The organism is Enterococcus olivae (assembly GCF_053760925.1).
The window spans coordinates 71941-94245 of record NZ_JBSMVT010000001.1 but is presented as its reverse complement, the minus strand read 5'-3'; the positions used below and the strand labels follow the sequence as shown (position 1 = coordinate 94245).

Annotated in this window: 44 protein-coding genes; 37 read left to right on the top strand and 7 right to left on the bottom strand. The window is 37.1% G+C overall.

What is annotated here, in order from left to right:
• Window positions 1-30: 30 nt before the first annotated feature.
• Complete coding sequence (locus ACWODM_RS00650; RefSeq protein WP_455319427.1) at window positions 31-570, bottom strand: DUF2179 domain-containing protein; 540 nt, start codon at window positions 568-570, stop codon at window positions 31-33.
• A 379-nt stretch (window positions 571-949) separates the two neighbouring features.
• Window positions 950-2116 carry a tyrosine-type recombinase/integrase gene (locus tag ACWODM_RS00645; RefSeq protein ID WP_455319426.1) on the bottom strand — a complete coding sequence of 389 codons (1167 nt, stop codon included), beginning with the start codon at window positions 2114-2116 and terminating at the stop codon, window positions 950-952.
• Window positions 2117-2384: 268 nt separating this feature from the next.
• Between ACWODM_RS00645 and ACWODM_RS00640 the strand changes: the two genes are divergently transcribed.
• On the top strand, window positions 2385-2591 hold the full coding sequence (locus tag ACWODM_RS00640) for a hypothetical protein (RefSeq protein WP_455319425.1): 207 nt from the start codon (window positions 2385-2387) through the stop codon (window positions 2589-2591).
• Here ACWODM_RS00640 and ACWODM_RS00635 read toward each other — a convergent pair.
• The 4 genes from ACWODM_RS00635 to ACWODM_RS00620 are packed head-to-tail and all read right to left on the bottom strand — an operon-like array spanning window position 2558 to window position 5163.
• Window positions 2558-3556, bottom strand: coding sequence for a hypothetical protein (locus tag ACWODM_RS00635; protein WP_455319424.1), 999 nt, complete (start codon window positions 3554-3556; stop codon window positions 2558-2560). The genes ACWODM_RS00640 and ACWODM_RS00635 overlap by 34 nt on opposite strands.
• Window positions 3557-3613: 57 nt before the next feature.
• Entirely contained in the window at window positions 3614-4261 is a 648-nt protein-coding gene (locus ACWODM_RS00630) for an SHOCT domain-containing protein (RefSeq protein WP_455319423.1), read from the bottom strand.
• Between the two features lie 47 nt (window positions 4262-4308).
• Window positions 4309-4734, bottom strand: a complete 426-nt coding sequence (locus ACWODM_RS00625; protein WP_455319422.1) for an ImmA/IrrE family metallo-endopeptidase — start codon at window positions 4732-4734, stop codon at window positions 4309-4311.
• A gap of 12 nt (window positions 4735-4746) precedes the next feature.
• Window positions 4747-5163: a helix-turn-helix domain-containing protein gene (locus ACWODM_RS00620; RefSeq protein ID WP_455319421.1), complete on the bottom strand. Its 417-nt coding sequence runs from the start codon at window positions 5161-5163 to the stop codon at window positions 4747-4749.
• Between the two features lie 275 nt (window positions 5164-5438).
• Between ACWODM_RS00620 and ACWODM_RS00615 the strand changes: the two genes are divergently transcribed.
• Window positions 5439-5642: a helix-turn-helix domain-containing protein gene (locus ACWODM_RS00615; RefSeq protein WP_455319420.1), complete on the top strand. Its 204-nt coding sequence runs from the start codon at window positions 5439-5441 to the stop codon at window positions 5640-5642.
• 254 nt (window positions 5643-5896) lie between these two features.
• Here ACWODM_RS00615 and ACWODM_RS00610 read toward each other — a convergent pair whose 3' ends face one another.
• Entirely contained in the window at window positions 5897-6247 is a 351-nt protein-coding gene (locus tag ACWODM_RS00610; RefSeq protein WP_455319419.1) for a hypothetical protein, read from the bottom strand.
• A 51-nt stretch (window positions 6248-6298) separates the two neighbouring features.
• Between ACWODM_RS00610 and ACWODM_RS00605 the strand changes: the two genes are divergently transcribed.
• From ACWODM_RS00605 to ACWODM_RS00435, 35 genes are read left to right on the top strand one after another with little or no spacing between them, the layout of a single operon-like run.
• Window positions 6299-6871 carry a hypothetical protein gene (locus ACWODM_RS00605; protein ID WP_455319418.1) on the top strand — a complete coding sequence of 191 codons (573 nt, stop codon included), beginning with the start codon at window positions 6299-6301 and terminating at the stop codon, window positions 6869-6871.
• Entirely contained in the window at window positions 6868-7626 is a 759-nt protein-coding gene (locus tag ACWODM_RS00600; protein WP_455319417.1) for an antA/AntB antirepressor family protein, read from the top strand. The genes ACWODM_RS00605 and ACWODM_RS00600 overlap by 4 nt, the downstream gene beginning before the upstream one ends.
• Before the next feature lie 18 nt (window positions 7627-7644).
• Window positions 7645-7941: a hypothetical protein gene (locus ACWODM_RS00595; RefSeq protein ID WP_455319416.1), complete on the top strand. Its 297-nt coding sequence runs from the start codon at window positions 7645-7647 to the stop codon at window positions 7939-7941.
• The gene (locus ACWODM_RS00590) at window positions 7919-8146 is read left to right on the top strand and encodes a hypothetical protein (protein ID WP_455319415.1); all 228 of its coding nucleotides are present in this window, start codon (window positions 7919-7921) and stop codon (window positions 8144-8146) included. The genes ACWODM_RS00595 and ACWODM_RS00590 overlap by 23 nt, the downstream gene beginning before the upstream one ends.
• Window positions 8143-8382 (top strand): hypothetical protein, encoded by a 240-nt coding sequence (locus tag ACWODM_RS00585; RefSeq protein ID WP_455319414.1) that lies wholly within the window; start codon window positions 8143-8145, stop codon window positions 8380-8382. The genes ACWODM_RS00590 and ACWODM_RS00585 overlap by 4 nt, the downstream gene beginning before the upstream one ends.
• A complete protein-coding gene (locus ACWODM_RS00580; RefSeq protein WP_455319413.1) occupies window positions 8376-8585 on the top strand; it encodes a hypothetical protein in 210 nt (69 codons plus the stop codon). The genes ACWODM_RS00585 and ACWODM_RS00580 overlap by 7 nt, the downstream gene beginning before the upstream one ends.
• 16 nt (window positions 8586-8601) lie before the next feature.
• On the top strand, window positions 8602-8934 hold the full coding sequence (locus ACWODM_RS00575) for a hypothetical protein (RefSeq protein WP_455319412.1): 333 nt from the start codon (window positions 8602-8604) through the stop codon (window positions 8932-8934).
• 2 nt (window positions 8935-8936) lie between these two features.
• The gene (locus ACWODM_RS00570; RefSeq protein ID WP_455319411.1) at window positions 8937-9266 is read left to right on the top strand and encodes a hypothetical protein; all 330 of its coding nucleotides are present in this window, start codon (window positions 8937-8939) and stop codon (window positions 9264-9266) included.
• Window positions 9251-10252 carry a DUF1351 domain-containing protein gene (locus tag ACWODM_RS00565; RefSeq protein ID WP_455319410.1) on the top strand — a complete coding sequence of 334 codons (1002 nt, stop codon included), beginning with the start codon at window positions 9251-9253 and terminating at the stop codon, window positions 10250-10252. The genes ACWODM_RS00570 and ACWODM_RS00565 overlap by 16 nt, the downstream gene beginning before the upstream one ends.
• Window positions 10252-11073, top strand: coding sequence for a phage recombination protein Bet (bet, locus tag ACWODM_RS00560; RefSeq protein WP_455319409.1), 822 nt, complete (start codon window positions 10252-10254; stop codon window positions 11071-11073). The genes ACWODM_RS00565 and bet overlap by 1 nt, the downstream gene beginning before the upstream one ends.
• The gene (locus ACWODM_RS00555; RefSeq protein WP_455319408.1) at window positions 11045-11848 is read left to right on the top strand and encodes a PD-(D/E)XK nuclease-like domain-containing protein; all 804 of its coding nucleotides are present in this window, start codon (window positions 11045-11047) and stop codon (window positions 11846-11848) included. The genes bet and ACWODM_RS00555 overlap by 29 nt, the downstream gene beginning before the upstream one ends.
• Window positions 11849-11853: 5 nt before the next feature.
• Window positions 11854-12594, top strand: coding sequence for a putative HNHc nuclease (locus ACWODM_RS00550; protein WP_455319407.1), 741 nt, complete (start codon window positions 11854-11856; stop codon window positions 12592-12594).
• Window positions 12594-13211 carry a hypothetical protein gene (locus ACWODM_RS00545; protein WP_455319406.1) on the top strand — a complete coding sequence of 206 codons (618 nt, stop codon included), beginning with the start codon at window positions 12594-12596 and terminating at the stop codon, window positions 13209-13211. Before ACWODM_RS00550 ends, ACWODM_RS00545 begins: the two co-directional genes overlap by 1 nt.
• An 11-nt stretch (window positions 13212-13222) precedes the next feature.
• Window positions 13223-13390, top strand: a complete 168-nt coding sequence (locus ACWODM_RS00540; protein WP_455319405.1) for a hypothetical protein — start codon at window positions 13223-13225, stop codon at window positions 13388-13390.
• A 10-nt stretch (window positions 13391-13400) separates the two neighbouring features.
• Window positions 13401-13997 (top strand): DUF1642 domain-containing protein, encoded by a 597-nt coding sequence (locus ACWODM_RS00535; protein WP_455319404.1) that lies wholly within the window; start codon window positions 13401-13403, stop codon window positions 13995-13997.
• Between the two features lie 4 nt (window positions 13998-14001).
• Entirely contained in the window at window positions 14002-14916 is a 915-nt protein-coding gene (locus ACWODM_RS00530; protein ID WP_455319403.1) for a phage replisome organizer N-terminal domain-containing protein, read from the top strand.
• Window positions 14909-15199: a hypothetical protein gene (locus ACWODM_RS00525; RefSeq protein ID WP_455319402.1), complete on the top strand. Its 291-nt coding sequence runs from the start codon at window positions 14909-14911 to the stop codon at window positions 15197-15199. The genes ACWODM_RS00530 and ACWODM_RS00525 overlap by 8 nt, the downstream gene beginning before the upstream one ends.
• 15 nt (window positions 15200-15214) lie before the next feature.
• Window positions 15215-15577, top strand: coding sequence for a RusA family crossover junction endodeoxyribonuclease (locus tag ACWODM_RS00520; RefSeq protein WP_455319401.1), 363 nt, complete (start codon window positions 15215-15217; stop codon window positions 15575-15577).
• Entirely contained in the window at window positions 15574-15834 is a 261-nt protein-coding gene (locus tag ACWODM_RS00515) for a LexA family protein (protein ID WP_455319400.1), read from the top strand. Before ACWODM_RS00520 ends, ACWODM_RS00515 begins: the two co-directional genes overlap by 4 nt.
• On the top strand, window positions 15803-16690 hold the full coding sequence (locus ACWODM_RS00510; protein WP_455319399.1) for a DNA-methyltransferase: 888 nt from the start codon (window positions 15803-15805) through the stop codon (window positions 16688-16690). Before ACWODM_RS00515 ends, ACWODM_RS00510 begins: the two co-directional genes overlap by 32 nt.
• On the top strand, window positions 16690-18057 hold the full coding sequence (locus tag ACWODM_RS00505; protein WP_455319398.1) for a helicase-related protein: 1368 nt from the start codon (window positions 16690-16692) through the stop codon (window positions 18055-18057). The genes ACWODM_RS00510 and ACWODM_RS00505 overlap by 1 nt, the downstream gene beginning before the upstream one ends.
• Window positions 18058-18061: 4 nt before the next feature.
• Entirely contained in the window at window positions 18062-18448 is a 387-nt protein-coding gene (locus ACWODM_RS00500; protein WP_455319397.1) for a hypothetical protein, read from the top strand.
• The gene (locus ACWODM_RS00495; RefSeq protein WP_455319396.1) at window positions 18441-18626 is read left to right on the top strand and encodes a hypothetical protein; all 186 of its coding nucleotides are present in this window, start codon (window positions 18441-18443) and stop codon (window positions 18624-18626) included. The genes ACWODM_RS00500 and ACWODM_RS00495 overlap by 8 nt, the downstream gene beginning before the upstream one ends.
• A 4-nt stretch (window positions 18627-18630) precedes the next feature.
• Window positions 18631-18870 carry a hypothetical protein gene (locus tag ACWODM_RS00490; protein ID WP_455319395.1) on the top strand — a complete coding sequence of 80 codons (240 nt, stop codon included), beginning with the start codon at window positions 18631-18633 and terminating at the stop codon, window positions 18868-18870.
• Window positions 18867-19058, top strand: a complete 192-nt coding sequence (locus tag ACWODM_RS00485; RefSeq protein WP_455319394.1) for a hypothetical protein — start codon at window positions 18867-18869, stop codon at window positions 19056-19058. Before ACWODM_RS00490 ends, ACWODM_RS00485 begins: the two co-directional genes overlap by 4 nt.
• Before the next feature lie 2 nt (window positions 19059-19060).
• Window positions 19061-19393 carry a hypothetical protein gene (locus tag ACWODM_RS00480; protein ID WP_455319393.1) on the top strand — a complete coding sequence of 111 codons (333 nt, stop codon included), beginning with the start codon at window positions 19061-19063 and terminating at the stop codon, window positions 19391-19393.
• A 17-nt stretch (window positions 19394-19410) separates the two neighbouring features.
• Window positions 19411-19779: a hypothetical protein gene (locus ACWODM_RS00475; RefSeq protein ID WP_455319392.1), complete on the top strand. Its 369-nt coding sequence runs from the start codon at window positions 19411-19413 to the stop codon at window positions 19777-19779.
• The gene (locus tag ACWODM_RS00470) at window positions 19779-20057 is read left to right on the top strand and encodes a hypothetical protein (protein WP_455319391.1); all 279 of its coding nucleotides are present in this window, start codon (window positions 19779-19781) and stop codon (window positions 20055-20057) included. Before ACWODM_RS00475 ends, ACWODM_RS00470 begins: the two co-directional genes overlap by 1 nt.
• Before the next feature lie 39 nt (window positions 20058-20096).
• The gene (locus ACWODM_RS00465) at window positions 20097-20456 is read left to right on the top strand and encodes a hypothetical protein (protein ID WP_455319390.1); all 360 of its coding nucleotides are present in this window, start codon (window positions 20097-20099) and stop codon (window positions 20454-20456) included.
• Window positions 20456-20668, top strand: coding sequence for a hypothetical protein (locus ACWODM_RS00460; protein WP_455319389.1), 213 nt, complete (start codon window positions 20456-20458; stop codon window positions 20666-20668). The genes ACWODM_RS00465 and ACWODM_RS00460 overlap by 1 nt, the downstream gene beginning before the upstream one ends.
• Window positions 20665-21072 carry a YopX family protein gene (locus ACWODM_RS00455; RefSeq protein ID WP_455319388.1) on the top strand — a complete coding sequence of 136 codons (408 nt, stop codon included), beginning with the start codon at window positions 20665-20667 and terminating at the stop codon, window positions 21070-21072. Before ACWODM_RS00460 ends, ACWODM_RS00455 begins: the two co-directional genes overlap by 4 nt.
• A gap of 45 nt (window positions 21073-21117) precedes the next feature.
• Complete coding sequence (locus ACWODM_RS00450) at window positions 21118-21408, top strand: hypothetical protein (protein WP_455319387.1); 291 nt, start codon at window positions 21118-21120, stop codon at window positions 21406-21408.
• Window position 21409: 1 nt separating this feature from the next.
• Window positions 21410-21553 (top strand): hypothetical protein, encoded by a 144-nt coding sequence (locus tag ACWODM_RS00445; RefSeq protein ID WP_455319386.1) that lies wholly within the window; start codon window positions 21410-21412, stop codon window positions 21551-21553.
• Window position 21554: 1 nt separating this feature from the next.
• Window positions 21555-21743 (top strand): hypothetical protein, encoded by a 189-nt coding sequence (locus ACWODM_RS00440; protein ID WP_455319385.1) that lies wholly within the window; start codon window positions 21555-21557, stop codon window positions 21741-21743.
• A gap of 12 nt (window positions 21744-21755) precedes the next feature.
• The gene (locus ACWODM_RS00435; protein ID WP_455319384.1) at window positions 21756-22178 is read left to right on the top strand and encodes a hypothetical protein; all 423 of its coding nucleotides are present in this window, start codon (window positions 21756-21758) and stop codon (window positions 22176-22178) included.
• Window positions 22179-22305 lie beyond the last annotated feature (127 nt).

Sequence of the window (22305 nt, the reverse complement as noted above, 5' to 3'; positions counted from 1 at the left end):
CCGCTCATCATAGATCGAGCGGGCTTGTTTTTATTTTCCCATTCTTTTACGTACTTTTTTCGTCCAAAAGCCTCCAGAGATATGTTTGGGTTCGTAACTAATAATGAAGGCACGGCTCTCCACAGAGTGGATCGTCTGATAGAGCTGTTTTTCTTTATTTCTAGGGGACAGGATCTCTAACATCAGGCGAGGACCTTCCAGACCTTCACCATAAGAAACAGTTACACCATAGCCTTCTGCGCGCAAGGTCGCTGGTAGGGTGTCTTCTTCCTTTGAAGTACTAGGCAAAATCGCTGTTACCATCGTATAGCCTAACGCCATACGGTCTTCTATCCTGATACCGAAGCCGATACCGATAGCGAACCCCAAAGCGTAAACGATCAGGTTGACAGGATTGTCCAAACTGTCTAAAACCAAAGACAAACCTAATACATAGATGATGATTTCAAACATGCTGACAACAGGCGCAATCAGTCGGTAGCCCTTCATTGTCAGCAACAAGCGAATCGTACTCAGTGTGACATAGATAAAATTGATGAAAAAAATCATTAGCAACATTTTTAGATCCATTTTTTGTCCTCCTTCAATGACCAGAATAGCTAGCTTCATTTTTCTAAGAAATAATGATAGTAAGTGTACCATACATTTTAGGAGAAAGGATACTATTCGCAATCGATTTTTGAATGCAAACGCTTCGCTACATACTAACGTCACAATCTGGTTGCTTCATGCTGTTTAAAAGAACAGGATAGTCTACTCATGATATAAAGAAATCCTTAAGTAAACCCTAGTGACAGCCAAGCGTTGCTATACAAAATAAGACTGTAAATAGTGAGGAATAGAGTCCTTTGAGAAAAGCTTTCATGTTCGCAACCGTTTGTTTTCCCTTTGTTTTATGGTAAACTAACTTAGTTAGGAGTAGTGTTGATTTCCTAGTGTTTTCAAGAGTTTATTGCATTTGACTACCAAATTGACTCCCAATTAATTTATCTGATAAGTTATCTACGATGTGTTTATCGTCTTTACTGTGATGACCGTAAATGTTGAGTGTGGTAGTGACGTTAGCGTGACCCAACCTAAACTGCACATCTTTGATGTGTACACCACTTTGCAACAATAGAGTAGCATGTGTGTGTCTCAATCCATGAGGAGACAGCTTGTTATTTGGGTATCTTTTCATGATCTCTCTGCAAAATTCTGGATAGATAAGTCCATTGGATGTTGTTGTGGAGACAATCGATTGTTCAGTGTCTTTTTTTACTATAAGTCCTTTTGACAACAATTCTTTCTTTTGGTTTAATTTCCACCTTTTTAATAGATACAAAGTTTCTTGATCTAAAGAAATCACTCTTTTAGATGAGTTTGTTTTCGTATCGGATAATTTTTGCTGATTGCCTAATCTAACAACAGACTTATTTATCGAAAGGGTAGATTTTTCAAAATCAACATCTTCCCACATTAAACCGGCTAACTCGCCTCGTCTAATACCTGTGAAGGCCAAAATCCTGATCGCCATGTAGTTTCTCTCACACTGATTGTTGCGTATCCAGGTCAAAAATTCGTTTAATTCTGATTGAGAGTAATAGAGGTCTGTGTCTTTTTTCTTCCTTTTTTTGGCTTTAGGAACATCTACTAGATCCATAGGATTTTCTGAAATGATTTCCATTTTTATAGCATGTTTGAAAATCTTTCCAGCGTAAGATTTGTACGATTTGTAAACGGTGCTTTTTTCATACCATTCATTAATAACCTTCTGGCAATCAACGAATGTTATGTTTTTAACTACCATTTGTCCCATATCAGGTAGGATATGGTTTGAAAAGTAACCTTTAACTTTCGCAAAAGTGGTCTCTTTCACCGTGTAAACATACGTTTCGATCCATAGATCGTAAATATCTTTAAAAGTAATGTACTTCTTCGTGGTTTTACCCTTAGTCTGCGGTTTATCATCTCCTGTCATTATTCTAGCTAGCGCTAAGTTGGCATCTTTTTTTGTTTTGAACCCTCTACGAGTGGTCTTTCTAGGTTTTCCGTTCTTTGGATTCACACCTAGATAAACGCAAAACTCATACGCTGTAGAACCATCTTTCTTAGTATATTTTTTTATCTTTGCCATAATGAACACCTTTCTTTTGCGGGCAAGCATACAAAAAGTATCAAAAGGCTATTCTACCTTGCGGAATCGAACCGCTTCGCCAGTAGGAGAGGTTGCAACTAAATGAGTAGTTTGTTAAAATAAGGTACAGCAAATAAGCCTAGCCTATGTTAGGTTTGTTTTAAGATCCGCACGCCTTCTAGCTCGCCAAAGTAAGAGGGGCGTGTTTTTTTAGTTATTACGTGATACAATTGGATGGAACTAAACTCAACCAATTGAGGTGAGGAAAATGAAATTTACTGAAAAAGACTACGATTTAATTCAAGATTTAATTTCAGAATATTATGATTTACATCCGCAACTAAGAGATGTTGATTATGATGACGAAGAAATACCATTCGAGTATGTAGATGGATATATCTCCTATGATTCTTTTGGTCCTACTAAAGTAAAGCAAATTAATCATTTACTCTCTGTTGTAAATTCTTTGAGATAATAATTTTCAAATATATCTCTTATGCCGTTCATAAGATGGCTGCATTGATCTTTAGAGGTGAAACCGTGATTAAAATGAGAAATTGAATTGCGAGTTAAGAAAAGGGTGCGTATGTGTGTACGCTCTCTTTTTTTTAATTTTATTGGGCGTCTGCTTAAATATTCTGTATAAATTTTCGCTGTAGGATCATCAGGAAAATCCTTATCCATCATCTTATTTTTTTCTAAAATTAAGTATAGTAAATGTTCTAAAACACCACCTAGTCCCGCAGCACAAACAAACCACTTTTCACGATTATAAGCATAAAGACATTCATCAAATTCTATTGTGAACTGTTCATTGTCAATGGTTTCTAACATTTCCGAAAATTTATATTTCTTAGCTCGAATAGTCGCTTTATTGAAATCGAATAATTCTGTTGAAGAGGTAGCCAACTTTTCAATACTTTTCGATTCGTTTTCTAACAACTGTTGAACCCAACCTCTAATAGTAGTATGACCATTCGCAGAATTTTTTACAATAGAAGATTTTACATCTGGTATTACTTTTTCATCAATTAAAAACTTGATTTTTTCTGGTGTATCTGATCTTAAAAACTTTGGTGATGAAGTTTCATTTATTCCGTCTATAACAACAATCTCATTCTCATCACTGATAGTCGCAAAAAGCAAGGTATCTCGTCTTCCGGCTGATTTACTATTGACACCAACACACCAGACTTTCAAACAATTATTTTTCCAAAAGAATAATTCTTCATCTGATTCATCAGGATCTAAAATTGCTAGATGGTACTCATAGTTAAGTTTTGCAAATCTTAAAATAACTTGTGCGTTACTTTCTAAAATATCGATTTCATTTCTCTTATCCCAGAAACGGGCAAAAGATCCAATTACCTCACTTTCAATTTTTAAAATTTCTTCTTCAATTTCAACTAACGACATATTTTCTGTTAAATCTCTATCCATATTATCTACACAACACCTTTTCAATTATTAGTTAATTTGCCAAATTTTAGGTTGGTTTCATTTCAATAACTGAGCTTTTTTCGTTTCAAATTCTTCTTGTGTAATTATTTCTAAATCAAGAAGATCCTTATATTCTCTCAATTGATCGACGATTGATTTTGAACTGTCAACCAATTCTTTTGTTTCTACTTCTTCAACAATTTTGAAGTTTCTTAAATTCGCTTCTAAAGTTGAATCGCAAACGATCATAACGGAGAATTTAGTCCCACTTGAATCCTTGAAATTAAGGATAGCGGTTGAAGAGACTTCAACTTGCTTGGTCGTTGAATTAGCAAAAGTGTTTTCTGTAAAGCTGCCGCGCTCTTTGCCCTTTACTTTAGTTTTCTTCCTACCAACGCCAACAGCCATACTAAGACCGCCAGTAGCAACCCCTAAAGCAAGTCCGCCCATTCCAAATTTGCCTTTTTCTTTGGTCTTGGTATTATTCTTATTTTTCCCTTTTTTATTTTCAGTAGATTCTGTAACATCGTGATAAACAGGACCATTAAATTCATATCCCATAAAATCAAAATAAATGGGTTCCTTTTTGTTAAAAAAGACTTTTCCATCGTCTTCTTGGAACATTACACCAAGCCCCATAAAGTTGATACCTATCTTTTCTCTACCACTTTTAACTTGGATGTTCAATTTGTTAATTACCGCCATAATATATCTCCTTTCCGATGCAGCATCATAGCGCTGACAAAGGTATTTTATAGAAATCTTTCAAAATCATAAGGCAAACCAAGAAAATTTAATATTTCAAAGTTTGTCATTTGAGTTTTGCCATCAATATTTGAAGTTAATAAAGATAGTGCGAAAATATTAGCTTGAGCTTCTTTTTTAGAAATAGTAGTATTTTCGATATTTCTGTAAAAAGGAGTGCTGTGTCCTTTATGCAACCTACAATGACCAAGTTCATGAGCTAACACAAACTTTTTTATATTTTCAGGTAGGTTAATATCAATAAAGATAGTACAACACCTGTTTGACCGAACCATCTGACCCCAGGTGCTTTCGGTTAACTCCATTTCAATCACATCGTAATCGCAAAACTTGGCTATTTTGTATGGATCAACTGTTTCGTGAAGCTTTATTAATTTTTCAGCTTCTAAAATTGCCTCCTCGTCTGTATACATATAAGACACCTACTAATCGTTACGATATTTTTTCGGCGTGAATTTCTTCTTAGCCTTTTCTTTGTTCATTTGCAATCCTAATTCTAAAATTGTACGCATTTGAATTTTTTCTTCTTCTGTCATAGGTTCTCCGTAGAAACTGGTTTCCGCTCCACTTTGCAATCCTTCAAGAAGTCTATCTGCTTCTAATCCGATATCTCGTTTATCTTTTTCGTTCAACTCATAATATTTTCTTTTATTAGTCCGTCCTAATAAGTAATCAGTTGAAACATCGAAGTAATCAGCTACTTTCTGAAGCTTGTCAACACCGGGAGTTCTTTCATCCCAACGACGTACAGAACTATTTCCTAAGCCCAAAGTTCTTTCTAGTTCCGCTACAGACATACTCTTTTCTGTAGTCAGTTCTTTTATTCTTTCTACTATGCTCATATTGTCCTCCAAGAGCTCACAAAATAAAAAGAGCAAAAAATCTAAATATGTGTTGACAATTAGAATATATGCCTTTATACTATGTTTGTAAGCAAGATATTTACAGCATACAAAAAGCACAATCTTTAAATATTAGTCTCCCCAGACGACAGATAAAGTTCACTCTTTTGTGTGCTGTATTTCTTATGCTTACATATTAGCATATTGGCTCTTTTTGTCAATAGGAAAAGCAAATAAATTTAGAATATCGTCTAAATAGGAAAGGAAGTGGAAATATGCCATTAAAAAATGAAGTAAAAATCGCTCTTATTAAAAAGGGGTGGAGTCAGCGAGAGTTAGCCAGACGAATGGAAATCTCGATGGGTTATCTACAAGATTTGCTGAAAGGAACAAGAACTACGGTTGATCGTTTGAAACAAATGGAAGATTTGTTGGATATTGATTTGACTGAATATATTCCAGAGGAGACTACTAAATGAAAAAAGATAAAGATTTATGGTTAACCATCCTAGCTATGTTTCTTTCAGCAATTGCTCTTGTGGGGAGTTTCAAAAATTAATGGAGGTTTGAGTAATGAAATCTAATCTGAAAAATGACCCAAAATACGAGGAAGCTAAAAAGCGGTTAGATGAACGATATGGATACTCTTCAGATAATCATGCAAAAGAAACTTCGAGTTACGTACTTTCGATAGTAATTTCCATAATTGTATCGGTTCTAACCACTCTAGCTTTTACTTAAATGAATCTATCCAAATAGTTATTAACGTAGTGAAAAAAGCGACTACCGAAGGAACGAGAATATTTTTTAACAAAAAGTCTTTTGCTTTTTCCCATTTCCAGTCGAAATAACGCAGACCTTCATATTTTAAGGTTATATCTATTGGTATGTCGTGTTCGGGAGTAATCCTGAAATAAATCAATTTGTCATAGTGTAAATCTGATAAAGCTATATGGATGTCTGATTCTGACATCTTTCCATATGTAAGCTCATCTAATAAATATTGATAATCGATTGTTGAACACTGGTTGTCGCAAGCTTTAATGATAATCTTTAGTAATTTTCTGCCTTTGCTAGTAATCAAAATAAGCACCACCTGTTTTTTAACAATTATATCAAAGAAAGGAAAGATAAAATGAACAATTTAGTAATCATGAAAGATAAACAAGCAGTGACGATTCAAACGCAAAAAAATGGAGAAAAATTCATAAAAATCAATGACAAACATTTTGATTATATAGATTTATTGGAATTTGTGTGCAAGGCATCTTACACATCCGATGATTTAAATACATTGCTAGCGACTATTGATTTAGCACGGGATATTGCTCCGACAGATAAAGTCGGTTTCCTTCAACAATCAGTGAGAGAAATCGTTTTAAGGAATTTTGATTCTAAAACATTTACTGAATTCGACATTCATAATTTAGCAAAAGAAAAAATTTCAAGCTTTATAAGTGGTTGCGAGGTTATTAATCATAAGAATCATCCGAAACACATCCCTGACATGTGGGTAAGAATCGGAAGAAAAGAAATACCAGTTGAGATTAAACTTCGTGATTTTAATTTAAAAGCTCGAAATCAATTAGAAAGATATATGGATTTTTATGGTTGCGAAAAAGGAATAGCTATTGGAAAAAGAGCTACAACTAAATTACCTGAGAACATTCTTTTTATTTCAATAGCGGAGTTGGAGGAATCTAAATGAATGAGCTGATTAAAGTAACCACGAATGAAAATAACGAACGGCTAGTAAGTGGCAGAGAGCTTCATGAATTTTTAGAAGTCAAGGACAACTACACGGATTGGTTCAAGCGGATGATTGGCTATGGATTTACTGAAAATGTTGATTTTTCTACTTTATCGGAAAAATCCGATAAACCTTTTGGTGGTAGACCGAAAGTGAATCATGCGGTGAGTTTAGATATGGCAAAAGAAGTTTCAATGATTCAACGAACGGAAAAAGGGAAACAAGCTAGACAGTATTTCGTTCAAGTGGAAAAAGAGTACAAGCAACAATTGGATATTTCTAACCTAAGTCCAGAATTACAAATGTTCCAACGGATTTTTCAATCGGTGGCTAGTCAAGAATTAGCAACTAAGAAACTTGAAACGAAAGTCGACAACATTTCCGAAATTGTAGCATTGAATTCTACCGACTGGAGAAATGATTCTAAGAAGCTTATTCGGAAAATGGCAAACAAAGTTGGTGGAGATCCAGAAGCCTATCGTGAAATTCAAAACGCAATATACACAGAAGTTGATAGACGTGCAAAAGCTGATTTAGGCAGAAGGTTATCAAATTTACGTGATCGGATGGCTGGCGAAGGTGTTTCTAAATCTAAACGAGATAAAACAAATAAACTAGATGTCATCGAAAGTGATAAACGATTATTGGAGATTTACTTAGCGATCGTCAAAGAATTTGCAGTCAAGTACAAAGTATGGAATGACGAATTTTAAGGGAAAGAGGTTCTTCCTATGAAATTTGAACAATTAGTAGCAGAAGAAGTGGCGGTACAGCTTCAAATTATCCTACCGTCGATCAAAGAGGAAATAAAGAAAGAGTTGGAGCAAGACAAAAATTTTCGAGAAATGAATCAAATATTGTTCAACCAAAAAGAGTGCGCCAAAAGAATGGGTGTTTGTGTTTCAACCTTTCGAGAATGGCGAAAACAAGGGCTAGAATCAGAGCCAATGGTTGGTGGTGAATTGAGATTTGACATTAACAAAGTAAGACGTTGGAAGTTGAAAAATGACAAAAGAAAGGCTAAATAATGCGGGCAAGCATATGAACTATACCTTTAACGAACAGCTCAAAATTGACGGATTAATCAAACAGAAGATTCGTGATCTACACGAGCAAGTGAACAATCCCGATTTATCCGAACGACAAAAAGAACAAGCGCGACTTGAACTAAAGCAGTACCAAGAGTTGCAATACAAAAACAGAATGATCAGACAGATAGGAGTTTTGACATGAAAAACACTTTATTAGTGACAGGGGTTTTACTACTTATCGTTGCAGTTTCATCGATCGATTGGTCTTTAGGAGTAGGCGTAGTCATGATCAGCGCACTGTTCGCAATGATGGAAACACTTCACAAAGCAGAAGATCGAGAAAAAGAGCGTATCGAATCACAAATCGCTGCAATCGAAGCAGAACAAGCATTCATGCGTGATGAGAAGTTTAAACGCTTCATGGAGGAGACATGGTAAATAGGGTGGAAATCCTGCAACATCAATGTGAAACACTCGATTGGCGAGAAATTTATCGTGAAGTTGAACAGACGAAAGTCGAGCAAGAAATCGAAGAATGCCATAAACGGGTCGTCTTGCGATTAGGGTATAACCCCTGGGAAACAGCACAAAAACGACTAACTCCCACCAAGAAGATTAGTCGCAAACAAATATATCTATAAAAGGAGAATACCACAAATGATTGATAAAGAAAAGTTGATTCAAAAACTCGATAAATGGTATGAAGCTCGAATGGAATCCGAAAAGTTCGGAATTATCGGAACTGGTGGGAATTTATTTCAAATGAAGGACGAAAATTTATTTAAAATCAAAGGATTAGAAAAAAGCGAATTGGTAGTGGACAGCGTAGAAGACAGCGATTACCCATTTAAAGCCAGTTTGTGTATTGGCAAATACTGTCTTTTTACCTTGTTAACAACGGAGGAATATGCTGAATATTTTCCAGAAAAGATCAAAAAACAAGGTGATTTCATTGTGATTGATGGCGTGAAGTATCGAAAGGAAGTGTAGCTATGACTTGGGATAATTACGACAGCGTGCTCCAAGACACAGAAAGTCATGTAATGCCAAATATCAACGAACGAACTAAAGAAGATGCTAAACCAATTTTATTAGATTGGCAAGACAACCCTATCGAAAATGACGAAATCGTTTATCAAGTGAAATACAAGAAAAACATCGGTACTCAAATTAGCGGAAACGTGATGGTTGATGATTTCTTAAACACCTATCTAGCAACCGATGAAACATTGCTTGATTTGTTGAATGAAAAGGATCGCTCGCTTTATTGGGGTATGGAAATTTTTAGAAGAGAGGATTTGATGGAATGGCAAACGAATTAGCAGAATTGAAGTTTGATGTAGATTACAAGCCTAGTGAGATCAAAATTCTGAATGAAGATAAATTGGCTCAATTGGTAGAAAACACTGCAAAAACCTACGAGAACATGGTCTTCTCTGATGACAACATCAAAGAAGCGAAAGAAGCTCGTGCCGACTTAAACAAGAGCGCTAAGCAGATTGATGAAGCTAGAATCGCTGTTAAAAATAAATTCAATGAACCGTTAAATATCTTCGAAAAAACAATGAACGGTTACAAGAATAGAATCAAAGAAGTTTCTGACTCGATCAATGGCAAACTAACTAGCTATGAAACTGAACAAAAAGAAATTCGCTTGAAAACTGTTCAAGAATTTATCGAACAAGAATGCGAAAAGAATGAAATCGATCCAGAAGAAATATCTTTTGATAACTCATGGTTAAACAGTGGTTCATTCACACCTAAAGGAAAACTCGTATTGAAGGTTACTAAAGCAATTCGAGCAGAAATTCAAGGCATTGTTGATGAAAAGCAACGAATAACGAATGAAAAAGCGACTGTTCAGCAATTTGCTGAAATGGTTGATATGGATCCAACTCCTTATGTCGTCATGATCGATAAAGGTATTTCATCAACTGAAATTATCGAAACCATCAAGCAAGCGATCGAGCGTAAGAAGAAAGCGGAAGAAAACGCTGAACGCAAACGATTGGAAGACGAAAAAGCTAAAGCCGAACGTCAAATGCAACAAGGGATTCCCCGATCTAAAGAAGCTGCACGAGTGGCTAAACGGCAAGCGAAACAACAAATACTAGCAGAACAAGCAGAGCGTGACTATAAGGCGCAAGTGGAACAACAAGAAAGTGTTCCAATCGAAAAAGAAACTGTACCAACGGAATCAGAAATCATGAAGTTTGTTTTAGAAATCGAAGGCGAAAAAGAAGCGCTGTTTGGCTTAAATCAATACATGAAGGATCACAATATTAAATTTAAAAGGGTGGATAAATAATGGCTAGTGAAAATGAATTAATGACAAAACCTGTCACTTTTGATGTGAATGGCGAAGAAGTCAAACTTAGCGGAAATATGATCAAGCAATATTTAGTAAGTGGTGGTGGAAATGTTTCTGATCAAGAAGTTGTTCTGTTCTTAAATCTATGTCGTTTCCAACATTTGAACCCATTTTTGAAAGAAGCGTTTTTGGTCAAGTTCCAAGGAGAAAAACCAGCCGAAATTATCGTTTCAAAAGAAGCGTTTATGAAGCGTGCTGAAAGTCATCCTGAATATGATGGTTTTGAAGCGGGCATCGTTGTGCAACGCAAGGATGAATTAGTTGAAATCGAAGGATCAGTAAAACTCAAAGACGATATTTTAATCGGCGGATGGGCGAAAGTGCACCGCAAAGATCGTGAACGAAGAATAAAAGTTGTTGTTGATTTTGGAGAATTCAGTAAAGGTCGAGCGACCTGGAAAACTATGCCACAAAACATGATCCGGAAGGTAGCTATTGTAAACGCACTACGTGAAGCATTCCCTGATTATTTAGGTGCGATGTACACAGAAGATGATAGCAATCCAGTTCCTTCTAATGTTCAAGAAGAACCAGTAAAGAGTGAAAAAATCAATCAGTTGGAATCAATCGCTAATTCAACGCAAGGAAGAACTATCAAACAAGCAGAACCATTTGAAAATGCTGATCCGTTTGTTGAACCTTTTGAAAATGATGCAGTTGCCGAATACAACAAAACGAAAGAAGAAGCGGTCCAAGAAACACTAAATTTTGATAGAGAGGAGAGATCGGATGATTCAAGAGGAGATAGTCCTTTCTGATGAAAATTATTATACCAATGAATCAGATTGGCAATACATGTCCAACTCACAAATAAAACGATTTAAAGAATGTGAAGCACAAGCGATGGCAAGGCTCAAGGACGACTGGGAGCCTAGTTCGGACCCAGTTGCCTTACTAGTCGGAAATTATGTACATTCAAAATTTGAAAGCCCGGAAGCACACGAGAAATTCAAACAAGAGAACAAAGACAGGATGTACTCAAAACGAAGCCCTCACAGCTTACTCAAGGCGTTCCAAGTTGCCGAGGATATGATTCAAGCGCTAGAAGCTCAAGAGTTCTTCACGAACCTATATCACGGCGAGAAAGAGGTAATTGTTCAAGAAGAATACTTAGGCGTTGAATGGAAAGCGAAAATCGACTGTCTAAACCTTGAAAATGATTATTTCGTAGATATTAAAACGAGTGCTGATCTTGAAAAGAAAGTTTGGAGCACGGTTTATAACAAACGTGTCTCATGGGTAGTTGATTTTGGTTACTACTTGCAAATGGCGTTGTACGCCAAGCTACTTGAAATTAAATACGGCAGAACATTCACGCCGGTTATCGCTGGTGTATCAAAACAGGAACCGCCTAGCGTGAAAGTGTACCAGCTTGATGATTGGTTTTTGGAAGTAGAGTTGGCGGAATTAGAAAAAGTCTTGCCACGAATCATCCAAGTTAAAAACGGAGAAGTTGCTCCTAATTATTGCGGTAAATGCGAATACTGCCGAGGGCATATGAAAGTATCGGAACTAAGCAACACGGAAGAGTGATTCGTATGTTTCAACTAGGTAAAATCATTCAACACAAAGACAATAAAATAACGATCGAACTTAACGATGAAGTGAACGAAGAATATTTAAAAATGCTTGCGAGAGGGAAAGAGAATTTTGTTCAAATGAAATTTTTGGATAATGACCCAAAGACGATAAAACAGAACGCCCTCTCGCACGTTCTAATCAAAGACATTGCTGATTGGTATTCAGATGTACCAATACTTATAGAGCATGATTTGAAGTTTCTGTACGACTCTGAAAGGCAAGAGGATTTTAACCACACATTAGCGACAAAAGATGATATGAACCAATGGTTAGATTTTTTGATTGAGTTGATTATTCGTGAGGGAGTACCACTAAAAAAACGATATGAATACTTGCTAGAAAATAACAGTTTTTTCTATTTCAGTTGCAAGTATCGAAAGTGCAGCGTTTGCGGTAAACCACATGCTCAAATCCATCACGTAACTGCGGTTGGTAATCGAGCAAGAAATAATGTTGATCATAGGAAATTTCCATTTGCTAGCTTGTGTTGGAAACATCATGTAATTGCTCATATGTTAGGAGAAATACGATTCTTAAAAGACTATGATGTGAAGCCAGTATTCCTCGATAGAGAGGCATTGATAAAGATAGGCATTACTTCAAATGCACAGTTGCTAAGGTTCGATGAAAAATACGAAACAGAAGAATTGTACGAAAAGGCAATAGAAATGAAATTAGAAGAATTGAGGAGTATCTAATGCAAAAAAACAAATTATATCAACACTTAAAGAAAATTGTTTATAAATGCGATTCAAGACCAGTATTGCAATGCGTTCAATACCATACGGACGGGAGTCTACGAGCGACAGATTCACATGTGATGTTGAAAATCAAAGACTTTCACAATTTAGAAATCAAACAACCGATTTTACAAAACATTTTCACCATGGAATTTGAAACGGAACGTGCTTATCCAAACACTGATAGGCATTTTGACAGAAAAGGCAAGACAAATAAATTGGTTGTTAGTTTGGGAGTTCTAAAAAGAATCATCACCGCACTAAAAGAAGGTAGTTTCTCAAACGTGGTAGAAATCGAACTTAGTGAGAACCACTTAAAAATGACGAACAATCATCAAAATTCTGAAATCCCTATTGTGATCGATGTTGCTTGTAGTTACACCGATGAGCCAATGAAAATTGGATTTTCAGCAGATGTATTGCTACGAATGGTTAATTTCATGTTAGATGCGAAGAACCGCTATGAAGTGGATGATGTGACGATTCATCTTGATAATTCCCCAGTTGTACCTGCTTTATGTGAAATACAAGAGGGCAAGTATCAGTTTATTGTCACGCCAGTTCGAATGAATTAGGAGGAGAAACTATGACATTAACAAAAGCAGGATATTCAGTTGGTGAAACATTCTTTTGGTATGGGAAAGCTTTAAAAATCAAACAAATTGACAACGAAATTAAATATGATCATTTCGATCAACCTCATGTGGCTGTGTTAGCAGATGACGGTAAAACTTACTGGTTACGTGCGAATTAGGAGGATAAAAATGAATAAAGAACAATTAATCGAAAAATTGGAATATCGCAGAAAAACCTTCGAACATGTATTTCCAACAAAGCATGCATATAGCATAGCTATTGAGCTTGCAGAACAATTAGATGAACCGCAAGAACAGCCGAAAATCGTTGCGCCAAAAGAATTCGATGAATGGTATCAGGAAATTAAAGAAAAATACAGCAGACCAGGAAGTGCCAGACGATTTGCTCTTTGGAAGTTATCTCAGAAAGGTTTTGGTCGTCATTTCGAAAATGCTAATCACGAGGAAGTAGATTATGAATCTAAACTAGGTGTGTGGGTGAGAAAGAATCAAGAGTTAGCAATTGATGCAATATTTTACGGCTATGAAGTCGAAGAACCCTTGTACAGAGTGAAAATACCGATGTTTGAATGGAATGAAGAGAGTGCAGAGAGTGCAGAACTTAAAACAGCTTTTGTTTATCTTATTCATAATGTGACCAGCGATGAAACACGTATTTCATACGATGGGAATGCTTTCGGAAATTGGAAAATTAAACTAACCGAATCGCAAATTAAGACGATTGATGAACGTTTCTGGGCTTTCGCTGTACCTGTAGAGGAGTGATAGCGTGACTGGAAATAAAAAACGTTACTACTGGCTAAAATTAAAAAATGATTTTTTTGAACAAAAAGAAATAAAAATGTTACGACGGATCGCTGGTGGCGACACATACACGATCATCTATTTAAAAATGTTGCTCCGAAGCCTTGAAAATAATGGATTGCTTTATTTTGAATCGGTAGGAAATGATTTCATCGATGAAATAGCGCTTGATTTGGATGAGGAAACAGAAAATGTATCTATCACATTGCAGTTTCTACAGTCTAAAGGTTTGCTAGAAATCGTTGAGGATGACGAATATTTCTTGAACAGAGTTCCTGAAATGGTGGGATCAGAAGCCTATAGTACAGAACGTTCCAGAAGGAGCAGAGCGAACAAAAAAGAGCCGAAAGTGTTGCATTGCAACACAGATGCAACACCACTGCAACACGATGCAACTAAGAGTATAGAGATAGAGAATAGAGATAAGAGAAAAGAGATAGAGAAAGATGTAGAAGAAGGACAACAACCATCAGTCTACCCAGCAGAATTGATTCAAAATCTCTATGGCAAATTCCCTACTGGCATTTTGCAATCGGCTCTTTCTGGTTGGATGAAAGAATGGCCACGAGAAATGGTTTGCTTCGCTATTCAAACTTCGTACGACTACGGGAAAGAATTAGGCGCACTGAAACCGTACATCAATCGAATATTCGAAAATTGGAAATTGGCAAATATTGACACGTTAGAAAAAGCAGTCAAAGCAGACAATGACTTTAAGCAACGCCAGAAAAAGCCACAACGACAACCAATTCGCAAAGAAGTTGTTCCCGAAAGGTACAACGAACCGTACGTTGAGAAAGAAGATCCCGAAATGATGGCACGCATGCAGAAAGCTATGGCGGAATACCAAGCGAGCAAAGGAGAGACGGATAGTGACTAAAGATTATACAAAGCCAGTGGTACTGATCTATTCGTTGTTAAGCCCAAATGAGCAAAGCTATGTTGAGAAAGCTCACCAATACGCCCAAGACTTGATCAAGATGAATGAAACGACTACAGCAACAGCGGAATTAGCCTTTAGATGTTTCATGTTTGATTACCGCTATATGTTGCTGATTACAGACAGAGTACCTAAGAACCATTTTAACGTCGATTTCAGCTACTTGAATGTCACGACAGATGAATTTATGGTCAGAAGCACAAGAACTGTATCAGCGAGCTAAGAAGGGGGTTAAAACGTGAAAGTAATCATACAAGGCGAATTAACAGACTTGAACACTTATATTAACGCCGAACGAACAAACCGTTTCAAAGCAGCGAAGATTAAGAAACGGCAGACAGATAAATGCGCCGTTGCTTTTATGCCGATCCGTACTAAGAAACTAAAATTGCCAATCAAGTTGCATATTACGTGGGTTTGCAAGAACAAGCGTAAGGATTTAGACAATATCATGTTTGCGAAGAAATTCATCCAAGATGGCATGATTCAAAGTGGATTGCTAAAAAATGATGGTTGGAACGAGATAGCTGGGTATGTTGAATCGTTTGAGGTGGACAAAGAGAATCCTCGAATAGAAATTGAGTTGGAGGAGTTGGGATGAAACGTAACTTAACAAGAAGAAAATCGATCATTCGTTTTATACTTACTCATTACCAAAAGCGAGGTTATCAACCTACGACTCGTGAAGTGATGTGGAATGAGAAAATTCAAAGCACATCAACCATGAACCAATTGCTAAAGCGAATGAAAAATGATGGATTGGTTGATTTTGTCGAAAAATCACCACGAACTCTAACAGTGACAGAAAAAGGAAAGGAGCTACTCAATGAAAGTATTGAACCAACATCAAGGGAGTAACTTCACGTTATACAACGGCGATAGTTGCGAAATCATGAAAGGTTTGCCCGATAATTCGTTGGACTATTCTATTTTCAGTCCACCGTTCATTGATTTATACACGTATTCGGATAGTTTACGGGATTTATCAAATAACCGTGGCGAAGATGAATTTTTCTACCAATTCGGAATTATCGTGGAAGAGTTGGCAAGGACAATTAAACCAGGGCGCTTAGTGAGTGTGCATTGTATGGATTTACCAACAAGCAAGTACAAAGATGGTTTTATCGGTTTGAAAGATTTTCCTGGTCAAATTATAAAGCTATTCCAAGACAAGGGATTTATTTACCATTCCAGAGTCTCAATCTGGAAAGACCCAGTAGTGGCTATGCAGCGAACAAAGGCACTAGGGTTGTTGCATAAACAAATCAAAAAAGACAGTAGCATGTCACGTCAAGGAATAGCCGATTATATTATAACATTCCGCAACCAAGGCGAAAATACGGAACATATTACGAACACGAATGAAAGTTTCCCAGTTGATCTGTGGCAACAATACGCAAGCCCAGTGTGGATGGATATTAAACAATCCAACACACTTCAAAAACAATCGGCACGGGCGGAGAAAGATGAGAAACACATTTCACCGTTGCAACTGGATTTGATTGAGCGTTGCGTGAAACTTTGGAGCAATGAGGGTGATGTAGTTTTTACACCTTTCATGGGAATTGGTTCAGAAGTGTATCAAGCATTGCTTATGGAGCGAAAAGGTGTTGGGATTGAATTAAAAGAATCCTATTACCAGCAAGCAGTGAAAAATTGCGAGTACGCAGAAGAAAAACCGCAAGAAGTAGATTTATTCGAGGGGTTGGACTAATGGAATATATAGATTTTCTAAAACAAAAGCAATATCGAAGTAACAAACAAGGCTTTGAAGTGGAAACAGTGAATCCTATGCTGTTTCCCTTTCAAAAGGCATTAGTGAGATGGGGTTTAAGAAAAGGTAGGTCAGCAATATTTGCCGATACTGGACTTGGTAAGTCAATTATGCAACTAAGTTGGGCAGATGAAGTCCATAAGCATACGAAACTACCAGTGTTGATTCTAGCCCCTTTGGCGGTTGCCAGACAAACGGCAGATGATGGCGAAACGAAATACAACATTCCTGTTAAATATGTGCGCGATCAATCAGAAGTAATCAACGGATTGAATATCACGAACTACGACAGATTGGATAAATTCGATACAAGTAAATTCGTTGGAATTGTCCTTGATGAAAGTTCTATTTTGAAATCTTTCACGGGTAAAACAACCAACGATTTAATCGAACGATTCGCAGATACACCTTACAAATTATGTTGTACCGCTACACCTAGTCCGAATGATTTTACAGAAATTGGAACGACAGCAGAATTTTTAGGTGTGAAGCGTAGAAGTGAAATGTTATCCGAATTTTTCATCAATGATATTACAAGTGGTATCGGTTGGCGATTGAAAGGACATAGTGAAGCAAAATTTTACGAATGGATAGCCACTTGGGCGATGTTTATCAAAAAGCCTAGCGATTTAGGCTATGACGATACAGGTTACGATTTGCCTGGTTTAAATATCAAAACAATCACAGTCGAATCAAAAACAGAAATCGGAGAATTACTCCCAACGCTTGCTGAAACACTCACAGAGCGTAGAAAGGCAAGAAAAGATAGTTTAGTCAAACGAGTAGATAAAACGGTTGAAATCATCAATCAGAAGCCACAGGAACAGTTTCTTGTGTGGTGCGACTTCAATAACGAATCAGAATCTTTAGGAAAAGCGATTGATGATGGCGTGGAGGTCAGAGGTGCTGATAAGCCAGAAAAGAAAGAGAAAGCGTTGAACGGATTTGCTAAGAATGAAGTGAAAAGACTTATCAGTAAACCCTCGATTGCAGGGTGGGGGATGAATTTCCAATCTTGCCACAACATGATTTTCTGCGGATTGTCCGATAGTTTTGAGATGTTTTATCAAGCGGTCAGACGCTGTTATCGGTTTGGCCAAACAGAGATTGTCAATGTCTATGTGATTGTATCGGAATCAGAAGAAAACGTACTGAAAAACATTCAACGTAAACAAGAACAACATGACGAAATGTCACGGAATATGCAAAAGGTCATGAATAAGTATTTGATGGCGGAATTGGATGACAAAACCATTGAAACGAAAGAATATAGACCTCAACAAGAAATGATTAGATTTGGGTGGTGAAGAAATGAGTTATACGAAGTATCAAAAAAGGCAAGCAAGACGTGTGATCTTTGCAATGACGCTCGAAGAAAATTGGCGAGACGATCAACAGGCGGTTCAAAAGGTCCAGAAGCTATCAGAGGTGATCGGCAGTGATTCGATCGCTGACTCTAAGCCGTTGCCAAAATTGGACTTTGATAAATTGACACGAAAAAATTACTTGTACATGTTGCAAAATGGCTATCTCGTGAGAGACATCAGAAAAGCATTAGGCGTGGGGACTGCACGTTTTGGCGAATGGGTCAGAGCAAACCGTGTACGAAGATACGATATTAAGGAACAGAACTTGTCCAAGATGACATTTACTGACGAGGACAAAAAGATACCAGTGTTGGAGGGAGACCATGATTAAAGTTTACAAGAGTTATGATCGGGCGATTGTCGCTGACGAGGAAATGTTGACTTATCGGTTCGTGGATTCCAGAGACTTAGAAAAAATCCTCGATGGCAGACAGCACATTATGGCGTACAGAGAGACGTTGTACACAGCAATTGATAATTTAGTTGGCTTAGGTTACAGAAAGGCGTGAGGGTATGATTCCTGACGGAGAAGCACCAATTGCCGAGGTTGTGGGCGCAAACGTTAGAAGATTATTTGAATCAAGTGGAAAGTCAGCAACGGCGATTACGTTTGAGCTGATCAAAAGTTCGAATTTGGAATATTTTTACGATCTGATGGACGGAAAACGAAATATCACCATACGGACGTTGCAAAAATTGGCATATATCTTTGGAGTATCAACGGTCGAATTATTAAAGGGAGTGAGAGAGTGAAAACGACAAGAATACAAATTGCAGCTGATGATTTAGCGATGATTTTAAACGGTATCTTACACGGAGAAGATGAACGATTCGAGGAAGTTTTAGATCGTGGATTTGACGGAATAGAAGCACTAGCAGATGAACTACAAGGCGATACGGAAACAGTATTCACGATTAATAAAGTCCAGTTAGGAGAATGAAGATGAAAACAATTAAACAATTACAAGCAGAGGTACACGAAAACGCAGTAAATCACGGGTGGTGGGAGCAAGAACGAGAATTCGGCACATTAATTGCCTTATGTCATTCGGAGCTTTCAGAAGCACTGGAAGAGTCTCGGAATGGTCACGAACTAAACGAAACTTACTTGGGGGAAAATGGAAAACTCGAAGGTGTGCCGTCTGAATTGGCGGATGTTGTGATCAGAATCATGGATATGTGCGAACGTTACGGAATCGATCTGCAAGAAATCATTGAACAGAAACACGAGTTTAACAAAAGCCGTCCGTACAAGCATGGTGGTAAGCAATTTTAAATAGGAGAGTGGAGTAAGTGAGTGAATTAAACAGATTGATTTATAAACGACAAATGGAATACGTTGCTTTAAATGATTCACTGGGAACTGATTTTCCAGTTGTTGAGGACAACAAGCGGAGACGTATGGCGTATTTAGAAATGCTTATCGAAGATTTGCGAAGTCTAAAGGGTGAACAACCAACCCTCAACGAGAATCAGCGGATTGTACTGGAGTGGTTGAAAGATTATTACAAAGAAAACAGACCGTTTACTACAGCGTTCGGAGCAATCGAGAATGTAGCATCTAAACGTTGGGGATTTATCAAACAAAAATTGACAGATAATCAGCAAGAGCATGTCCTAGAATTATTTTCTAAATGGGCGTTTGAACAGGGGGAAGAGTGATGTTTAACTATGAAGACAAAGAATTTTATGCGAATTCGTTATCTCATGCCTATACAAAATTTTTAGACGAAGCGTGGGGCACCCACTATGTTGATTACCTAAAACAAAATAACCTTGAGTACAAAAAAATTTATGCAATAAATGACATTGAAGAAGTTGAAGATATTTATGATGGATATTACAAATTAAAACAAAAGTTAGAAAATGGTGCTATTTTTCAAATCGAGGTTTGGGGAAACGAAGATGGTTCATATGATGGGCTTGCACAGGTAATTTAGTCAGTAATCCGACGAAATAGCAGAAAGCGAGGAAGAGCGATGGAATTCAAGAAGTATGAGGAGAGAGCTAGGTATTACGAACTACTGACAAGGCAATATAGGGAATGTGAAAATTTCTTGCAAGCTTTGAAATTTGATAATAAAGAACCAACTGGTTATTCAGAAATAAAAACAAACAGCTTTAAAAATTGTGATGAAATGGTGATTTCCACGCCAGCAAGACTTGAGAACGAAATATCGAGGTCGTCGCTGATTTATAAAGTGAATCTTTCGAAAGATTTAGGAATGGATTTAACCAATGCAGAACTAACCACATGGTTGATAAAAGAAGTAGAACAAAGAATGCGTGTAATCGAAGATGAATTAGGTCAAGTCTTTTGTGAACAGGAGGAAGAGTGATGAAAATGGAGAATGTAGCATTGACAGAGGTAGGTTATATTGAAAAATCAATTAGCGTTGAAAAATTAGATAACGGAAATTTTAAACTGATAACAAAATGTTTACCAACTAGAAACAAAAAGCAACAAACTATGGAGTTGGAGTTTACTCGAAATGGATTTAGCGCATTGATTGGAACTTGGATGGCTATGTCTAAGGAGGAATCAGAATGAAATTGCCAAAATACAGAGCATGGGATATTCAACAGAAAATCATGCGAGATGTGAACGAGATAATCGGGTTTTTCGTTAAAGACCCAGATTTTCCAATAGTGATTTGTTTAGATGATATTGAACTTTTAAATGGGAAATATGAGTTAATGCAATCAACCGGCTTAAAAGATGATGAATGTGAGGAAATATTCGCTGGTGACTATTTGAAAATAGACCATGACGAATGGAATGAATCAGAAATCGTCGAAGTGAAATGGTGTGGCGATAATTATCCAGCATTCGATATTCCAGATTCTTCTCTTTCCGGCGAAAGTAACGGATTGTCATTAATGGTTCAAGATGTTAATTACGATTATGTTGTCATTGGCAATGTTTGGGATAACCCAGAATTGTTGGAAGTTTAATAAACGAACAGTTAAGCAATCCTTAACAGTTGGAAGGAGAAACAAATGCTGAATATGAAAGTGTTGGATTATCGCATAACTAGCGACACAAACCAAGTGACGGTTAGCAAAGTAAGGCGTGATGATAAAGAACAAATCATCATGGTAAAAGACAAAGACGGAAACGAACTAGAAGCTGTATCAACAGTTGGATGGTATGCCAGTTTAGAAATGGCGCTCAAAGGTATCCAGAAGCATCATACGCTCGGTGGCGATACAGAGATACAAACGATCAAAGATTATCGCAAGGCGCTGTCAGATGTGCAAAAAGCCTTTGCGAATGAATTAGAGGTGTGAAATGAAGACGTTCAAAGTTAAATATATTGACACAAAAGGCAGAGCACAAGTCGTATATATCTATGCTGACACCAAAGAACAAGCGATAAAAGCAGCTGAAACGATTCAGGGGTTGGCGCTGATTGGGACTATCGGGGAGGATTAGAATGAATGAACCTATTAAACAAGCAGAGCAAGCAATCAGAGACCAAGAAGAAATAGATGTCGGTGTTCAGCAGATGGCAAAAATGCACGCTGATTATTTCAACACATTAAGAGATAATGGCTTGAATGAAATGACTAGCACAATATTAACAGGCGTATGGCTAACGGCTATAACAAACCAAAGTAAATAGGGGGATTCCGATTTGGCAAATGTAAGAATTAGCAACAAAGCAAGACAGCACGTAAGAGATTTACTAGCAAATTACAATGAGTTAAAAAAAGAAAACAGCGATTTACGCCAAATGATACTCTATCCTTTTCAGGAAGATGATGAAAATGTTGGCGGTGGCAAATCGTCAAAACCAGTGTTTGAGGCGGAAGAAAAAGCCATTAAGCTAGCAAGTCATGAACAAATTAAGTTTCGTTCGTTAGCCATTAAGGTCATTGCAGACGTGCTAGCAAGAAGTAGTGACGAGGCACAGAAGATTATCGAATTGAAATACTTTTCCAAAGAGCCAATGTCATGGGTGGCAATCGCTGAAAACATTGACGGTTACACCGAAGATGGTTGCCGAAAAATCGAAAGAAAGATAGTTGATTTAATCGCCCAACGGTTGGGATGGTAGTTTGTACCATTTCATAGGGTTAAACTGTACCGTTTTGAGGGGTAAAACAGTGATAACATAGTATTATCAAATCGGTGTGAGCTTTTCATGCTACGGAGTAAGATTACTCACAATATTCTTTACTCTT

What these genes read in the sequence shown, in the direction of transcription:
- ACWODM_RS00650 (WP_455319427.1), bottom strand. Translation starts at nt 570, where the DNA reads ATGGATCTAAAAATGTTGCTAATGATTTTTTTCATCAATTTTATCTAT.
- ACWODM_RS00645 (WP_455319426.1), bottom strand. Translation starts at nt 2,116, where the DNA reads ATGGCAAAGATAAAAAAATATACTAAGAAAGATGGTTCTACAGCGTAT.
- ACWODM_RS00640 (WP_455319425.1), top strand. Translation starts at nt 2,385, where the DNA reads ATGAAATTTACTGAAAAAGACTACGATTTAATTCAAGATTTAATTTCA.
- ACWODM_RS00635 (WP_455319424.1), bottom strand. Translation starts at nt 3,556, where the DNA reads ATGGATAGAGATTTAACAGAAAATATGTCGTTAGTTGAAATTGAAGAA.
- ACWODM_RS00630 (WP_455319423.1), bottom strand. Translation starts at nt 4,261, where the DNA reads ATGGCGGTAATTAACAAATTGAACATCCAAGTTAAAAGTGGTAGAGAA.
- ACWODM_RS00625 (WP_455319422.1), bottom strand. Translation starts at nt 4,734, where the DNA reads ATGTATACAGACGAGGAGGCAATTTTAGAAGCTGAAAAATTAATAAAG.
- ACWODM_RS00620 (WP_455319421.1), bottom strand. Translation starts at nt 5,163, where the DNA reads ATGAGCATAGTAGAAAGAATAAAAGAACTGACTACAGAAAAGAGTATG.
- ACWODM_RS00615 (WP_455319420.1), top strand. Translation starts at nt 5,439, where the DNA reads ATGCCATTAAAAAATGAAGTAAAAATCGCTCTTATTAAAAAGGGGTGG.
- ACWODM_RS00605 (WP_455319418.1), top strand. Translation starts at nt 6,299, where the DNA reads ATGAACAATTTAGTAATCATGAAAGATAAACAAGCAGTGACGATTCAA.
- ACWODM_RS00600 (WP_455319417.1), top strand. Translation starts at nt 6,868, where the DNA reads ATGAATGAGCTGATTAAAGTAACCACGAATGAAAATAACGAACGGCTA.
- ACWODM_RS00595 (WP_455319416.1), top strand. Translation starts at nt 7,645, where the DNA reads ATGAAATTTGAACAATTAGTAGCAGAAGAAGTGGCGGTACAGCTTCAA.
- ACWODM_RS00590 (WP_455319415.1), top strand. Translation starts at nt 7,919, where the DNA reads ATGACAAAAGAAAGGCTAAATAATGCGGGCAAGCATATGAACTATACC.
- ACWODM_RS00585 (WP_455319414.1), top strand. Translation starts at nt 8,143, where the DNA reads ATGAAAAACACTTTATTAGTGACAGGGGTTTTACTACTTATCGTTGCA.
- ACWODM_RS00580 (WP_455319413.1), top strand. Translation starts at nt 8,376, where the DNA reads ATGGTAAATAGGGTGGAAATCCTGCAACATCAATGTGAAACACTCGAT.
- ACWODM_RS00575 (WP_455319412.1), top strand. Translation starts at nt 8,602, where the DNA reads ATGATTGATAAAGAAAAGTTGATTCAAAAACTCGATAAATGGTATGAA.
- ACWODM_RS00570 (WP_455319411.1), top strand. Translation starts at nt 8,937, where the DNA reads ATGACTTGGGATAATTACGACAGCGTGCTCCAAGACACAGAAAGTCAT.
- ACWODM_RS00565 (WP_455319410.1), top strand. Translation starts at nt 9,251, where the DNA reads ATGGCAAACGAATTAGCAGAATTGAAGTTTGATGTAGATTACAAGCCT.
- bet (WP_455319409.1), top strand. Translation starts at nt 10,252, where the DNA reads ATGGCTAGTGAAAATGAATTAATGACAAAACCTGTCACTTTTGATGTG.
- ACWODM_RS00555 (WP_455319408.1), top strand. Translation starts at nt 11,045, where the DNA reads ATGATTCAAGAGGAGATAGTCCTTTCTGATGAAAATTATTATACCAAT.
- ACWODM_RS00550 (WP_455319407.1), top strand. Translation starts at nt 11,854, where the DNA reads ATGTTTCAACTAGGTAAAATCATTCAACACAAAGACAATAAAATAACG.
- ACWODM_RS00545 (WP_455319406.1), top strand. Translation starts at nt 12,594, where the DNA reads ATGCAAAAAAACAAATTATATCAACACTTAAAGAAAATTGTTTATAAA.
- ACWODM_RS00540 (WP_455319405.1), top strand. Translation starts at nt 13,223, where the DNA reads ATGACATTAACAAAAGCAGGATATTCAGTTGGTGAAACATTCTTTTGG.
- ACWODM_RS00535 (WP_455319404.1), top strand. Translation starts at nt 13,401, where the DNA reads ATGAATAAAGAACAATTAATCGAAAAATTGGAATATCGCAGAAAAACC.
- ACWODM_RS00515 (WP_455319400.1), top strand. Translation starts at nt 15,574, where the DNA reads ATGAAACGTAACTTAACAAGAAGAAAATCGATCATTCGTTTTATACTT.
- ACWODM_RS00510 (WP_455319399.1), top strand. Translation starts at nt 15,803, where the DNA reads ATGAAAGTATTGAACCAACATCAAGGGAGTAACTTCACGTTATACAAC.
- ACWODM_RS00505 (WP_455319398.1), top strand. Translation starts at nt 16,690, where the DNA reads ATGGAATATATAGATTTTCTAAAACAAAAGCAATATCGAAGTAACAAA.
- ACWODM_RS00500 (WP_455319397.1), top strand. Translation starts at nt 18,062, where the DNA reads ATGAGTTATACGAAGTATCAAAAAAGGCAAGCAAGACGTGTGATCTTT.
- ACWODM_RS00495 (WP_455319396.1), top strand. Translation starts at nt 18,441, where the DNA reads ATGATTAAAGTTTACAAGAGTTATGATCGGGCGATTGTCGCTGACGAG.
- ACWODM_RS00490 (WP_455319395.1), top strand. Translation starts at nt 18,631, where the DNA reads ATGATTCCTGACGGAGAAGCACCAATTGCCGAGGTTGTGGGCGCAAAC.
- ACWODM_RS00480 (WP_455319393.1), top strand. Translation starts at nt 19,061, where the DNA reads ATGAAAACAATTAAACAATTACAAGCAGAGGTACACGAAAACGCAGTA.
- ACWODM_RS00470 (WP_455319391.1), top strand. Translation starts at nt 19,779, where the DNA reads ATGTTTAACTATGAAGACAAAGAATTTTATGCGAATTCGTTATCTCAT.
- ACWODM_RS00465 (WP_455319390.1), top strand. Translation starts at nt 20,097, where the DNA reads ATGGAATTCAAGAAGTATGAGGAGAGAGCTAGGTATTACGAACTACTG.
- ACWODM_RS00460 (WP_455319389.1), top strand. Translation starts at nt 20,456, where the DNA reads ATGAAAATGGAGAATGTAGCATTGACAGAGGTAGGTTATATTGAAAAA.
- ACWODM_RS00455 (WP_455319388.1), top strand. Translation starts at nt 20,665, where the DNA reads ATGAAATTGCCAAAATACAGAGCATGGGATATTCAACAGAAAATCATG.
- ACWODM_RS00450 (WP_455319387.1), top strand. Translation starts at nt 21,118, where the DNA reads ATGCTGAATATGAAAGTGTTGGATTATCGCATAACTAGCGACACAAAC.
- ACWODM_RS00445 (WP_455319386.1), top strand. Translation starts at nt 21,410, where the DNA reads ATGAAGACGTTCAAAGTTAAATATATTGACACAAAAGGCAGAGCACAA.
- ACWODM_RS00440 (WP_455319385.1), top strand. Translation starts at nt 21,555, where the DNA reads ATGAATGAACCTATTAAACAAGCAGAGCAAGCAATCAGAGACCAAGAA.